This is a genomic window from Pseudomonas sp. PS01297, from assembly GCF_029959305.1.
GTDB classification, from domain to species: domain Bacteria; phylum Pseudomonadota; class Gammaproteobacteria; order Pseudomonadales; family Pseudomonadaceae; genus Aquipseudomonas; species Aquipseudomonas helleri.
On sequence record NZ_JASCPQ010000073.1, the window covers coordinates 15,611 to 29,670 of the forward strand.

General features: G+C 58.7%; 9 protein-coding genes. 5 read left to right on the forward strand and 4 right to left on the reverse strand.

All coding sequences use genetic code 11. The features are described from left to right. The first annotated feature begins 109 nt into the window (after window positions 1–109). Both QMX84_RS19315 and QMX84_RS19320 read left to right on the forward strand, forming a co-directional pair. Window positions 110–556: a hypothetical protein gene (locus QMX84_RS19315; protein ID WP_262125560.1), complete on the forward strand. Its 447-nt coding sequence runs from the start codon at window positions 110–112 to the stop codon at window positions 554–556. Window positions 557–627: 71 nt separating this feature from the next. Next, window positions 628–1,218 carry a hypothetical protein gene (locus QMX84_RS19320; RefSeq protein ID WP_262125561.1) on the forward strand — a complete coding sequence of 197 codons (591 nt, stop codon included), beginning with the start codon at window positions 628–630 and terminating at the stop codon, window positions 1,216–1,218. Window positions 1,219–1,316: 98 nt separating this feature from the next. Here QMX84_RS19320 and putA read toward each other — a convergent pair whose 3' ends face one another. Next, complete coding sequence (gene putA, locus QMX84_RS19325) at window positions 1,317–5,270, reverse strand: trifunctional transcriptional regulator/proline dehydrogenase/L-glutamate gamma-semialdehyde dehydrogenase (RefSeq protein WP_282364547.1); 3,954 nt, start codon at window positions 5,268–5,270, stop codon at window positions 1,317–1,319. 467 nt (window positions 5,271–5,737) lie between these two features. On the opposite strand from putA, the gene putP reads away from it, so the two are divergent. The 3 genes from putP (at window position 5,738) to rlmJ (ending at window position 8,731) form a co-directional block, all read left to right on the forward strand. Next, window positions 5,738–7,225: a sodium/proline symporter PutP gene (gene putP, locus QMX84_RS19330; protein WP_048366662.1), complete on the forward strand. Its 1,488-nt coding sequence runs from the start codon at window positions 5,738–5,740 to the stop codon at window positions 7,223–7,225. A 239-nt stretch (window positions 7,226–7,464) separates the two neighbouring features. After that, window positions 7,465–7,806, forward strand: coding sequence for a hypothetical protein (locus QMX84_RS19335; RefSeq protein WP_153335361.1), 342 nt, complete (start codon window positions 7,465–7,467; stop codon window positions 7,804–7,806). Between the two features lie 88 nt (window positions 7,807–7,894). Then, a complete protein-coding gene (gene rlmJ / locus QMX84_RS19340; RefSeq protein ID WP_048366660.1) occupies window positions 7,895–8,731 on the forward strand; it encodes a 23S rRNA (adenine(2030)-N(6))-methyltransferase RlmJ in 837 nt (278 codons plus the stop codon). 106 nt (window positions 8,732–8,837) lie between these two features. Here rlmJ and msrA read toward each other — a convergent pair whose 3' ends face one another. The 3 genes from msrA to QMX84_RS19355 all read right to left on the reverse strand — a co-directional run bounded on the left by msrA (window position 8,838) and on the right by QMX84_RS19355 (window position 13,821). Beyond that, window positions 8,838–9,485, reverse strand: coding sequence for a peptide-methionine (S)-S-oxide reductase MsrA (gene msrA / locus QMX84_RS19345; RefSeq protein WP_262125566.1), 648 nt, complete (start codon window positions 9,483–9,485; stop codon window positions 8,838–8,840). Between the two features lie 67 nt (window positions 9,486–9,552). After that, window positions 9,553–12,246 carry an EAL domain-containing protein gene (locus QMX84_RS19350; protein ID WP_153335363.1) on the reverse strand — a complete coding sequence of 898 codons (2,694 nt, stop codon included), beginning with the start codon at window positions 12,244–12,246 and terminating at the stop codon, window positions 9,553–9,555. Window positions 12,247–12,432: 186 nt separating this feature from the next. Beyond that, a complete protein-coding gene (locus QMX84_RS19355) occupies window positions 12,433–13,821 on the reverse strand; it encodes an alkaline phosphatase D family protein (RefSeq protein ID WP_282364548.1) in 1,389 nt (462 codons plus the stop codon). Window positions 13,822–14,060 lie beyond the last annotated feature (239 nt).

Sequence of the window (14,060 nt, forward strand, 5' to 3'; positions counted from 1 at the left end):
TGAGTGACGGAGGAAATGGCTTTTTCTTACAAGAGAAATGGAGCCGGCCTGCATTTTAATGTTAGGCAAATTGTGTCTACTCACGGCTCTGTTTAGCCATGGACACGTCATGAAGCCCACAATTGCGACTGATGACAGGCCCGGTGCGTTGTACACCGTGGCAATTCCGCACTTCCTGCTGCTGTATGTACTGACATGCGGTTGTTACTTGTTCTATTGGTCTTACCGCAACTGGGCCTTTTACAAAGCCCACTCCGGTGCTGCGATTACACCGGTGATACGCGGCCTGCTCTGGCCTTTTTTTGTCCTGGAGCTGTTCGACAAAGTCCAAAACGCTCTGGACAGAGCGCAGCAACCTCATCGCTGGTACCCCGAAAGCCGGGCGTTATTGATCATGCTGCTGGTGATGCTCTCGGTGCTGCTGTTCACCTTCCCTGATCGGCCGTTGGGCATGGTGTGCGTCTATGTGGCCGAGGCTGTTTTGATTGCCATTAGCGGCTATCTGTTTATGGGGGCTCAGCGGGCGATCAATTTGTTGAGTGGCGATACGCGATAGCGCCATGGGCCGGACTACCTGAAGGTTTCGGGTTTATGCGTTTTTTAATTTCATTAGCTATTGAGGTTTAAATGTCTTCCTCCGCGATAAGCGACGACCTTTGTGCTCATCCAAGACCGACCCCAGAGGTTAAAAAACAAACATTCTATGTAGTGTCGATCAGAAAATTCTTGCTGCTTTATTTCATGACAATGGGTTGCTATTTAATTGTCTGGTTTTTTGAAAACTGGAAGCTGTATCGGAAGGCGACAGGGGTGAAAGTGTGGCCGGGGGTACGCGCGCTGGCTGGCGTTATTATGATTTTTTCCCTGTTCGGGAAGGTTCAGAAGGCGCTGTCTGAGTCGGGCCGTACTTATCGTTGGTTTCCTGTAGCGCGTGGGATCTTGATTTTTACGGTCTGGGTGGTTTCCGTTTTTTTTGCTTTCATGCCTATCGACGAGTTCTGGGCGCCGTGGGTTATTGTTATCAGCCTGCTCCTGATGGGCGTGTTGGGTTTTTTGTTGGTGGGCGCTCAGCGCGCGATTAATTTTTTGGAGCATGACCCTGCCGCTCAATCCAATTCGACCTTAACGTTTGCCAATGGTGTGTGGGTCGGAGTGGGTGGTTTCGTATGGGGGTTATGGCTTTTAGCTGCTTACATCCTGTTCCCTGATGTTTTCTGAGCGGTGGGTGTCTAGTTTCAATACATAGCGTCGGCGTTTTTGGCGCACAAAAAAAACCGGGCACCCGCACAGGTGCCCGGTTTTTTGTAGCTCGGCGTTTAACCGATGGTCATCAAGCTCGCGTTACCGCCTGCAGCAGCGGTGTTGACGCTCAGTGCGCGTTCGATCACCAGGCGTTCCAGGGCGATGTTGGTTTCGCCTTGGGACAACCCTTGCACGCCGACAATGGCGCCTGCACGTTTGGCCACTTGCTGGCACACCTCGCGCAGTTGGTCGCTGTCGCCGTGGTGCAGGACTGCGTCGAAAACAACCTCGTCCTTGGTCCAGTCCGCTACGCGCTTGATGCGCGCTTGCACCTCTTTTGGCAGACGGGCAAACAGGGCTTTGCCCAGATCGCTTTCCGGCAGTACCGCCGAGCTGCCCACAGCCAAGACGCCAGCCAGTTGGGTCAGCAGGTCAGCTTCAGTGTCGGCCAGGCACAGCACGTATTCGCGCGGCAAGATGGCGTAGCTGTTGCGCTCGCCGGTCGGGCCGTTGAGCAGGCGGGTGATGCCGCTTTGCGAGTGGGCGGCGAATTCGCTGCACAGCTCGGCCAGCGCCGCTTGCTGATTGCTTTGTGCCCAGGCTTGCAGGGCGTTGAGCGGCTTGCTCAGCGCCTCGCGGGCTTGGGTGTCTGGGGCGCTAATGGCGTCGACTTTGGCGAACGATTGCTCGATGGCATCGCTTGGGCGAGTCGACAGCAGACGGAACAGGTACAGCGGGCCACCGGCTTTCGGGCCGGTACCCGACAAACCTTCGCCGCCGAACGGCTGCACGCCGACCACGGCACCGACGATGTTGCGGTTGACGTAGACGTTACCGGCGTTGACGTTGTTGACCACTTTGGCAATGGTTTCGTCGATGCGGGTATGCACACCCAGGGTCAGGCCGTAGCCCGATGCGTTGATCTGGGCGATCAACTGGTCGATGTCTTTGCGCTTGTAGCGCACCACGTGCAGAACCGGGCCGAAGATTTCGCGCTCCAGTTCATCGAAGCTTTCCAGCTCGATCAGGGTCGGCATCACGAAGGTGCCGCGCTTGGATTCTTCGATGTCGGCAATGGCCATCTGGAACACGTTGCGGCCTTTGTCGCGCATGCCCTGGATGTGTTTCTCGATCCCGGCCTTGGCTTCGGCATCAATCACCGGACCAATGTCCACGCTCAACCGCTCCGGGTTGCCCATGCGCGATTCGGCCATGGCACCTTTGAGCATTTCGATGACGCGGTCTGCCGAATCTTCCTGCAAGCACAGCACGCGCAGTGCTGAGCAGCGCTGACCGGCGCTGTCGAACGCCGAGGACACTACGTCAATGACCACTTGTTCGGTCAGGGCCGAGGAGTCGACGATCATTGCGTTCTGGCCGCCGGTTTCAGCGATCAGCGGGATCGGGCGACCTTGAGCGTCCAGACGGCCGGCGATGTTGCGTTGCAGCAGGCGAGCGACTTCGGTGGAGCCGGTGAACATCACGCCTTTGACCCGGTCGTCACCGACCAGACGCGCGCCCACGGTTTCGCCACGGCCCGGCAGCAGTTGCAACACGCCTTCTGGAATACCGGCTTCCAGCAGGATACGCACGGCCTGGGCGGCCACCAACGGTGTTTGCTCGGCAGGTTTGGCCAGTACCGGGTTACCGGCGGCCAGCGCTGCGGCCACTTGGCCGCTGAAAATCGCCAGCGGGAAGTTCCACGGGCTGATGCACACCACAGGGCCCAGCGGGCGGTGGGCGTCGTTGGTCAGGTCATTGCGCGCCTGTACGGCGTAGTAGCGCAGGAAGTCGACCGCTTCGCGGACTTCCGCAATGGCGTTGGCGTAGGTCTTGCCAGCTTCGCGGGCCAGCAGGCCCATCAGCGGCTGGATCTCGGCTTCCATCTGGTCGGCGGCGCGTTCCAGGATGGCGGCACGTTCGGTCGGCGGGGTGGCCTGCCAGATCGGCGCGACGTTCAGCGCGCACTGGATCGCGTTGTCTGCGTCTTCAACCGTGGCTTCTTGCACATAGCCGACCACATCACGCAGGTCGGCCGGGTTGAGCACGGCGGCCGGGACTTGGGTGCTGGAGGTGCAACCCAGGATCGGCGCGGCTTTCCAGTCGTTATGAGCGGTGGCCAGCAGGGCACAGGACAACGACGCCAGGCGGTGTTCGTTGGCCATGTCGATACCGCTGGAGTTGGCGCGTTCGCTGCCATACAGGTCACGCGGCAAAGGAATGCGCGGATGCGGCAAGCCGAAGCTGCCTTCGGCCGTGGCCATTTGCTCGATCTGGCTGACAGGGTCGGCCACCAACTGGTGAATCGAGATCGAATGGTCGGCAATGCGGTTAACAAACGAGGTGTTCGCGCCGTTTTCCAGCAGGCGACGCACCAGGTAAGCCAGCAATGTTTCGTGGGTGCCGACCGGCGCGTACACACGGCACGGACGGTTCAGCTTGCCTTCGGAAATCTTGCCTACAACTTGTTCGTACAGCGGCTCACCCATGCCGTGCAGGCATTGGAACTCGTACTGGCCAGGGTAGTAGTTCTGACCGGCGATGTGGTAAATGGCCGACAAGGTGTGGGCGTTGTGCGTGGCGAACTGCGGGTAGATTGCTTCGGGGACGGCCAGCAGTTTTTTCGCGCAGGCAACGTAGGACACGTCGGTGTACACCTTGCGTGTGTACACCGGGTAGCCTTCCAGGCCTTCGACTTGGGCGCGCTTGATTTCGCTGTCCCAGTACGCGCCTTTCACCAGGCGGATCATCAGGCGGTGACGGCTGCGGCGGGCCAGATCGATCACGTAGTCGATCACGTACGGGCAGCGCTTCTGGTAAGCCTGGATGACGAAACCGATGCCGTTCCAGCCGCTCAGCTCTGGTTCAAAGCACAGACGCTCAAGCAGGTCGAGGGACAGTTCCAGGCGGTCAGCTTCTTCGGCGTCGATGTTGAGGCCGATGTCATATTTCTTGGCCAGTAGGGTCAGCGACAGCAGGCGCGGGTACAGCTCGTCCATCACGCGTTCGTACTGGGCGCGGCTGTAACGCGGGTGCAGGGCCGACAACTTGATCGAAATGCCCGGGCCTTCATAAATGCCACGACCGTTGGAGGCTTTGCCGATCGAATGAATGGCTTGTTCGTACGAGGCGAGGTACTTCTGCGCGTCATGTTCGGTCAGTGCGGCTTCGCCGAGCATGTCGTAGGAATAACGGAAGCCCTTGGCTTCAAAGCGCGTGGCGTTGGCCAGCGCTTCAGCGATGGTTTCGCCGGTCACAAACTGCTCGCCCATCAGGCGCATGGCCATGTCGACGCCCTTGCGGATCATCGGCTCGCCGCTCTTGCCGATGATGCGGCTCAGGGAGGAGGTCAGGCCTGCTTCGTTGTGCGTCGACACCAGTTTGCCGGTCAGCAACAGGCCCCAAGTGGCAGCGTTGACGAACAGCGACGGGCTGTTGCCCAAGTGCGGGTGCCAGTTGCCGGTGCTGATTTTGTCGCGGATCAGGGCGTCACGGGTGCCTTTGTCCGGAATGCGCAGCAGCGCTTCGGCCAGGCACATCAGCGCCACGCCTTCCTGGGACGACAGCGAGAACTCTTGCAGCAGGCCTTGCACGATACCGGCACGGCCACCGGCGCTCTTTTGATTGCGCAGTTTTTCGGCAATCGAGGCGGCCAGGGTCTGGGTGGCTTCGGCCATCGGTGCAGACAGACGCGCCTGCTCCAGCAGCATAGGCACCACTTCGGGTTCCGGGCGGCGGTAAGCCGAAGTAATGGCTGCGCGCAGGACTGACTGCGGCAAGATGCTTTCGGCAAATTCCAGGAAGCATTGGTGGGTGTGATCGGTGTTTGTGTCATCAACGTCATCGCTGGTGCCAGCTGGCACACCGTTCAACTCCGCCAGGGTTGCACCACCCTCGAGTTTTTCCAGGTAATTGAAAATTGCCTGTTTGATCAGCCAGTGAGGCGTGCGATCAATCGAGGCCGCGGCAGCCTTCAGGCGCTCGCGGGTTGGGTCATCGAGTTTGACCCCAAGGGTGGTGGTAGCCATTTTTTTATCCTCATGGGTGCCACATGGGCGCGGCAGCAGCTGGCGGCAAGATTAGCGCTGCGCTGAATTGGGTGCAACTAGGTGCAACCCTGTTTCATCGGAATTTTTTTCCTTACCTGTCGGGGCGAGCTTGCCTCGCGATTGGGTGATCTTTTAAAAGATCGCGAGGCAAGCTCGCTCCTACAGGGAATGTGGGGTTTTCGATTGATACGGGGCGCTTTTGCATCGAAAAAGAAGCGAAAGGTGCAACTAGCGAGGCAGAAACTGGTTGCACCTGATTTGCGTTGTTGCATAGCATTCGCGACTTAGGTGTGACCCTTTGAACCCACAAGGTTCTACGGCTGACGATTTTCCTGGAGAAGCGTCAGTCATAAATGCGCAGCCTGGTTAACCGTCTCAGACAAAACGTTTGTGAATGTGCGGCCAGGCGGCCGTCAACGATAAAAACAATGCCAGGGCTTAATGCAATGAGTGTAAGTAACCCAACCCTGATCACGTTCGTGATCTATATCGCGGCAATGGTGCTGATTGGCTTTATGGCTTATCGCTCCACCAATAACCTATCGGACTACATTCTCGGCGGTCGCAGCCTGGGCAGCGTGGTCACCGCGTTGTCCGCTGGCGCCTCTGACATGAGCGGCTGGCTGCTGATGGGCTTGCCGGGTGCCATTTACATGTCCGGCCTGTCCGAAAGCTGGATTGCCATCGGCCTGGTGGTCGGTGCGTATTTGAACTGGCTGTTTGTGGCCGGCCGCCTGCGGGTGCAGACCGAGCACAACGGTGATGCGCTGACCTTGCCGGACTACTTTGCCAGTCGTTTCGAAGACAAAAGCGGGCTTCTGCGGATTATCTCGGCGGTGGTGATTCTGGTGTTCTTCACCATTTACTGCGCCTCGGGCGTGGTGGCCGGTGCCCGTCTGTTTGAAAGCACCTTTGGCATGTCGTACGAAACAGCCCTGTGGGCCGGTGCTGCGGCGACTATTGCCTACACCTTCGTCGGCGGCTTTTTGGCGGTGAGCTGGACAGACACCGTGCAAGCCACCCTGATGATTTTTGCGCTGATCCTGACGCCGATCATCGTATTGCTGGCAACCGGTGGCGTTGATACCACGTTCCTTGCGATCGAAGCCAAGGACCCTGCCAACTTTGACATGCTCAAAGGCACTTCCTTTATCGGCATCATCTCGCTGATGGGCTGGGGTCTGGGCTACTTTGGCCAGCCGCACATTCTGGCGCGCTTCATGGCCGCAGACTCGGTGAAGTCGATCGCCAACGCACGTCGCATCTCCATGACCTGGATGATCCTGTGCCTGGTCGGCACCGTTGCCGTCGGCTTCTTCGGTATTGCTTACTTCTCGGCGCACCCGGAAGTGGCAGGCCCGGTCAATGAAAACCCTGAGCGGGTGTTTATCGAGCTGGCCAAGCTGCTGTTCAATCCGTGGATTGCCGGTGTCTTGCTGTCGGCCATTCTGGCTGCGGTGATGAGTACCCTGAGCTGCCAGTTGCTGGTGTGCTCCAGCGCCCTGACAGAAGACTTCTACAAATCCTTCCTGCGTAAAAATGCCTCCCAGACCGAGTTGGTGTGGGTCGGTCGCGCCATGGTGCTGCTGGTGGCCGTGGTTGCCATCATGCTGGCGTCTAACCCGGACAACCGCGTACTGGGCCTGGTGAGCTATGCGTGGGCAGGCTTCGGTGCTGCGTTTGGCCCGGTGGTGCTGATCTCGGTACTGTGGAAAGGCATGACCCGCAATGGCGCGCTGTCCGGTATTTTGGTCGGGGCCATCACGGTGATCGTCTGGAAACACTTCAGTTTGCTGGGTCTGTACGAAATCATCCCGGGCTTCATCTTCGCCAGCATCGCCATTTTGGTGGTCAGCGCCATGGGCCAAGGCCCAAGCAAGAAGATGGTCGAGCGCTTCGAAGCGGCTGAGAATGACTTCAAACTGCACCACTGAGTTCAGTGAGTTGCGGCCCACCTAGTGGGTAACAGACAACGGCCCGGCTCCCATGGAAACGGGCCGTTTTTATTGGGGCTCGCTTAAGACACGGCGTTGCGCGTGGGATTAACAGCATGTCCTGCCCGGAGGTTTCCCATTTGTGGTGGGGGTTCTTCTGAAGCGTAAATGGCCTGCTCCAGACGTATTAGTCTTGGTTTAGCGCTCACTGATGAGTGCCTCAATCAAGGATGACAACCATGCGTAAAAAGATTTTCCTCGGGCACATCTCCGCTCGGGACTTGCCCTTCTCATTTCAAAGCCACTATCACTGGATTATTTCGGTGTACGCCCGCAAGCCGGGTGGTGTAGAGCGCCTGCTGCTCGAAACGCAGGGCTATTACGCCATTCCGGCACCCTGGACGTTTGCCTTTCACGTCGATGACGATGAGTCGCCGGAGCCCGTTGAAGCCCATCAAATCCGCGTGCAAGTGCTGGACAAGGACGTACTGATTGCCGATGCCAGCGAGCAGTTCGCGATTGACTGGGTGGCGAGTGAGGTCAGCGTGCATAACCTGGTATTGGTGCCGCGAGCGATTTGAGCAAGGCACCGTCTGGCGTGGAGCGAGGCTTAACCCCTGACGTTATTCGCTGCACAGGGTAAACTTCGCCCCCTGCGCAGGAGCAACCATGAACTATCGTCACGCCTTCCACGCCGGTAACCACGCCGACGTTCTTAAACATATCGTCTTGACCCGCCTCATCGCGTTGATGTCGCGCAAAGAGCAGCCTTTTGCTTACCTCGATACCCACGCCGGGCTGGGTTTGTATGACCTTCAAGGCGATCAGGCCACGCGCACTGGCGAGTACCTGGAAGGCGTCGCACGCTTGTGGGGCAGAAAAGACCTGCCCGCGATGACTGCGGACTACATGCAGGTGCTGCACAAGATGAACCCGGACGGGCAATTGCGTTATTACCCGGGTTCGCCTGAACTGGCACGTCGCACCACCCGTGCGCACGACCGCGTGTTGCTCAACGAAAAACACCCTGAAGACGGTGTGATGCTCAAGGCCAACATGAAGGGCGACCGTCGTGTGGCGGTGCACTTGGGTGAGGGCTGGCACGTACCGCGTGCGTTGCTGCCCGTGGCCGAAAAGCGTGCGGTGATGCTGATTGACCCGCCGTTTGAAAAGCTCGACGAAATGCAGCGTTGCGTGGAGTCGTTAAAAGACGCCATCAGCCGCATGCGTCAGACCGTTGTGGCGATCTGGTACCCGATCAAGGACAAGCGCCAACTGCGTCGTTTTTATCAGGACCTGGCCGCCTCCGGCGCTCCGAAGTTGTTGCAGGTCGAGTTGTTTGTGCACCCGCTGGACACCCCCAACAGCCTGAACGGCTCGGGCCTGGCGATCGCCAACCCGCCTTGGGGTCTGGAAGAAGAACTGCGCGAACTGCTGCCATGGCTGGCCAAAACACTGGGCCAAACCCAGGGTGGCTGGCAGATGGAATGGATAATCGCTGAGTAACGATCACCTCACCCTGTAGGAGCGAGCTTGCCTCGCGATCTTTTAAAGATCAAAAGATCGCGAGACAATCGAGCGTCGACCGGCTGCTCCAACAGGGGATGTGGTGTCAGATCGGACAGGTCACGCCTGTGCCGCCGATGCCGCAGTAGCCTTGCGGGTTTTTCGCCAGGTATTGCTGGTGGTACGCCTCAGCGAAGTAGACCGTTGGCGCCTGGTCGATTTCGGTGGTGATGGTGCCCAGGCCTGCTTTGGTCAGTTCAGCCTGATACTTTTCAGCGCTGGCCTTGGCCGCTGCCAGTTGCTCTGGTGTGGTGCAGTAGATCACCGAGCGGTATTGGGTACCGATGTCGTTGCCCTGGCGCATGCCCTGGGTCGGGTTGTGCAGTTCCCAGAACATTTTCAGCAGGTCTTCGTATTTCACTTTTGCCTGGTCGTACACCACCAGCACCACTTCGGTGTGGCCGGTCAGGCCCGAGCAGACTTCTTCATAGGTCGGGTTGGGGGTAAAGCCACCGGCGTAACCCACCACCGTGCTGACCACGCCGGGTACTTGCCAGAACTTGCGTTCTGCGCCCCAGAAGCAACCCAAACCAAAGATCGCAAAGCCGACGTCGTCCAGAAACGGGCCCAGCAGCGGGTTGCCGTTGACGAAGTGGGTTTCGGGCAGTTGCATCGGTGTTTCGCGGCCCGGCAGGGCTTGTTCTTGAGTGGGTAGCACGTTTTTATTCACCAGGATTTCCGAGCGCAAGACCATGTTTCAAGTCCTCTCAGTCAGATTGCAGGAAGTTAGAACAGCAGTGTGCCCGAGTGCTGCGTCGCTGTCAGGTCAGCGGTCCGCGCGGGTAGCGTTTGAGTGCACGTTCCAGCTCGGCACCGGGGATCGGCCGGTCGAACAGATAGCCTTGGCCCACGTCGCAGCGATGGCGGCGCAAGAAGGCCAGTTGGGCGGCGGTCTCGATGCCTTCGGCCACCACTTTAAGCTTAAGGTTGTGGGCCATGGCAATCACCGCCGAGGTGATCTCCATGTCGTTCTGGTTGTCGGGGATATCTTTGATAAAGCTGCGGTCGATTTTGATGATGTCGATCGGGAATTTCTTCAGGTAGCTGAGTGAGGAATACCCGGTACCAAAGTCGTCCATGGCCAGGGTCAGGCCCAGTTCCTTGAGCTGATCCAGCTGCAGGCGGGTGTCATCGGTGGCTTCCAGCAGCAGGCCTTCGGTCAGTTCCAGCTCCAGCAAGGCCGGGGGCAGTTGTTCTTCCTTGAGGATGCTGGCAATCGAGGCAACCAGATCCGGGTCGGAAAACTGCTTGGGCGACAGGTTGATCGCCACCTGCAAATTGCCAAACCCCGCCGCACTCAGTTGCTTGCTCATGCGGCAGGCCTGGCGCGCGACCCACTTGCCAATGGGGATGATCAGCCCGGTTTCTTCCGCGACGCTGATGAACTGGTCGGGGCGGATCATGCCCTTTTCCGGATGGTCCCAACGTAGCAGGGCTTCCATGCCCAACAGCCGCCCTGTGCGTAAACACAGTTTGGGTTGGTAGAACACATCCAGCTCGTTTTGGGTCAGGGCGCGGCGCAGGTTGTTTTCGACGAACAGCTTATAACTGGCCTCGGCGTTCAAGGTTTCGGTGAACACCTGCACCTGATGCTTGCCGTTGGCTTTGGCCTTGTGCAGCGCCAGCCCGGCGTTACGCATCAAGGTCTGCGGGTCGAGCCCGTGCAGGGGCGCGCAGGCCACGCCGACAGAGCCGGTGACGCTGATCAGCTGGTTATCGACGAACATCGGCTTGTCGAGGGTCATCAGCAACTGGCTGGCGGTTTGCTGGCCGACTTCAAGGGAGGCGTTGTCCAGCAATACGGCAAATTCGTTACTGGCGAAGCGGGCCAGATTATCTTCGGGGTTCAGGCTGTTGCGCAGGCGGCGGGCCAGGCTGATCAAGAGTTTGTCGCCGGTCTGGTGGCCGAGGCTGTCGTTAATCCGCTTGAAGTTGTCGATGTCCACCAGCAACAGGCACACCTTGGTAGCGCTGTCATGGGTGAACCGCTCATCGAGGTTGCGGATAAACGCCGGGCGGTTGCCAAGGCCGGTCAGGTTGTCGGTGTAGGCCAGGCGTTCGATCCGCTGTTGCGCCAGCTTGGCCTCGGTGATGTCTTCGTAAATACCGATGTAATGGGTCAGTTCGCGGTTGTCGCCATAGACCTTCGAGATCGACATCTGGCCCCAGTAGGGCTCCAGGTTTTTACGCCGGCTCTTGAACTCACCTTGCCAGCTATTGCCCTTGCTCAAGCTTGAGTGCGCATCGAACAGCAGGTCGCTGAGGTTCTCCAGCGCCAGCAGTTCAGACAGCTTGTGGCCCTGAACTTCTTCGGCACTGTATTGGGTGATGGCGGTGAAGCTTGGGTTGACGTACTCGACCACGCCGTCGCAATTGACCAGCAAAAAGGCATTGGCACTTTGCTCGACGGCCCGCTGAAACAGGTGCAGGGCGTTAGTGGCTGCGCGCCGGTTGTGGTTGTTAATGACTTGCGCGAACTGGTCGGCCAACTCGCCGGCAAAGGCGATTTCATCGGCTTGCCAGGCCCGCGTCTTGCCGGTTTGCTCAAGGCACAGCACGCCAATCACTTGGCCGTCGATGCGAATGCTGGCATCGAGCATGGCGTTGGTGTCGTGGCGGTTCAGGCAGGCCGCCAGTTCCCGGGTGCGCGGGTCGCGGTTGGCATTTTGCGCGTCGATGGAGCGGCTGGTGTGCAGGGCGTCGAGGTAGTCCGGGAACAGGCTGATGTCGATGGCGTCTTGTGCCACATACGCCTGGCTTTCGCGTTGAAACGCCGAAATCGGCAGCAGGCGGTGACCGTCGAGGGTCCACAGGCTGGCGGCGTCCAGTTGGTAAATGTCGCAGGCGCTGCGGGTGATCAGTTCGGCGGCTTCTTGCAGCGAGTTGTGCTGGCTGTAGCGGTGGCGGGCCAGACGCAGGATCAAGTCCTGTTGGGCGCGCACACGTTCAAGGTGTTGCAGTTGTTCTTGCTGAGCGCGCTGGTTGAGTTCCAGGGCGATGTGCAACCGGCTGTTTTGTGTTTCCAGCTCAGCGACCGGGGCCAGCGCGGTGCTGCTGACAGAGCCCTCCACCACCAGCACATAACCGCGCAACAGTTGGCGGTTGTGTTGTTTGTAGGCCTCGCCCACTTCCATCAGATTCAGCGCCCCCAGAGGCGTGTGCAGGGTGTAATGCACCACATAGTGGGGGCTGGCGCGCAGTTGCAGCGCAATCGCGTCATGCAAGCGATAGCGCGCTTTGGGTTCCATCAGGCTGGCGTAGGGCGAGCCGACCAGTGCGCACAGCTCCGTGGCGGGCAACCCGACGTAGCGCTCGCAGCCTGGGTCGAGGTAAAGCAAGGCCCAACTGGCTTCATTAAGCCGCTCGAAACGCAGCATCCCGAGCCGCGAAGGCACGGGTAACTGCGTCACGACCTCGGCTGCCGTTCGCAGGGCAGCATCGGATTGGCTTTTCATGGGGGTACTCGCTTCACACATACGGATGGCACCAGGGCTCAAGCCCTGTTCCTGCGGTCTGCGGCAAGGTTGCATCATGCGTACTGAGCTGACAAGTGAACATGATTGACATCACCCACTTGAAGGTTAGCGCCGCAACGTCAGGATGCAACAGGCTGGCGATCGCTGGTTTCAGTTTTATGACTGTTATTTCAATGCAATCGTCACCGACTCAAGCACCCGACCCTTCGGGTTATAAAAATCGACCTGCAAGTGCTTACCGGTGAGGGTCAGGCAGGCAAAGTTGTCTTCGCTGACCATGGCGCTGGTCAATGCGGGGGAATAATGGCCTTGCCCATGACTGGCCAGCGGAGCATTGAGCAGCAGATTACTGGCCTTCGCGTACGGTAACAGCCTGCTGTTGCACAGCGGTGACGAGACGATGCCGTGCACCATAAAGTCAGGGTCTTCGCTGTGGGTGAGTGAGCAGGTCAGAGAACCGTGGATGTCGCCGCTGACAAACATCACGTTTTTAGCGGCGTTGGTGCGGATGACTTCCAGCAGGCGCAAGCGTTGTGCGGCAAATGACTTCCAGCCGTCATCGCCCTGGCTTTTTTGATCGGGCATGAACATCACGCTGCTGACGATGAACTTCACTTTTGCGGTGCTGTTTTTCACCCATTTATGCAGGGCGTTTTCTTGCTCGACGCCGATCATTCTGCGGTCAGTGCCGGTTAACACGCGCTCGGTGCGACAGTCCATGACAAACCAGTCGGTGTCGCCATCGGCAAAGGTGTACCAGTATTTCTCTACGCTGCGGTTGATGCACCCGTCTGTGAGCAGGTCGTGGGCGGGGCCGTGGCTGCACTGGAAGGTTTCGTAGGCGCGAATGGCATTGCTGTAGAGCTCGTTGTCCTGGTGGCTGCGACTTGCAGGCCAGTTATCTTCGATCTCATGGTCGTCGAGGATCATATAGGTCGGGGTGCTGGCCATGAGCTGGCGGATGTGCGGCTGTGAGAAGGCTGCCCGGTATTTGCGCGAGATGTCTGCGTACTCCCGGTCGGGTGCGAAGATGTTCATGTCATCGACGTACACCTGATCCCCGATCATCAACATGCCATCAAGCGGGGTGCTGGCGTTCAGGTCGCTGATGGCCTTGAAGATCTTGTCGCCCAGTTCTGGCTTGGAAGGGGCATTCAGCGTGAGCCGCAGGTAGCGGCATGAGCCTACAACGTAGCGATGCGTGCGGTTGCGTTTGGGGGAGGCAGATTTAAACCGGTAGATCGTTGAGGGCCATTCCAGCGCTATGTGTTTGACGGTGTCCGGAGTGTGGTCCAGGTAAGTGGTTCTGAACCAGCCCGCCTGGTATTCGTAGCGCGTGTCTGCGCTCAGGCCGCGCAGGACCAGGGTGTCAGACATGTCGTAAATGTTGCTGAGCTTCGAATAGAGGCCAGCAGACCATTGCTGCGTGCCCGCTTTGCGGTAGCGAATCGCGGCAAAAACGGCATTTTCAGCATCGGCAGCGCCCCGGATAAAAATGCGCGCTTGCTCTGAGGTGGTGTAGCCCACTATGGGGCCAACGGTGGGTGTGTCCATGTCGAAATCCTTTTTGATAAGTGGCGATCCCTGTCGCCGCGGTTAAGTCCTTTCATTAACCGTAGAGGGGAGCAGAGGGAACTTCGCCTCTCAACATCAGCGGGCTTCGTAGTGCCGGGGTGGTGTGTGGTGAGGGAATTTTCTGGTTACAGAATCAAGAACCTTGCGCGCACCTGCTTGTGTGTAGGAGCTGCCGCAGGCTGCGATCTTTTGATCTTCAACGTCAAAAGATCGCAGCC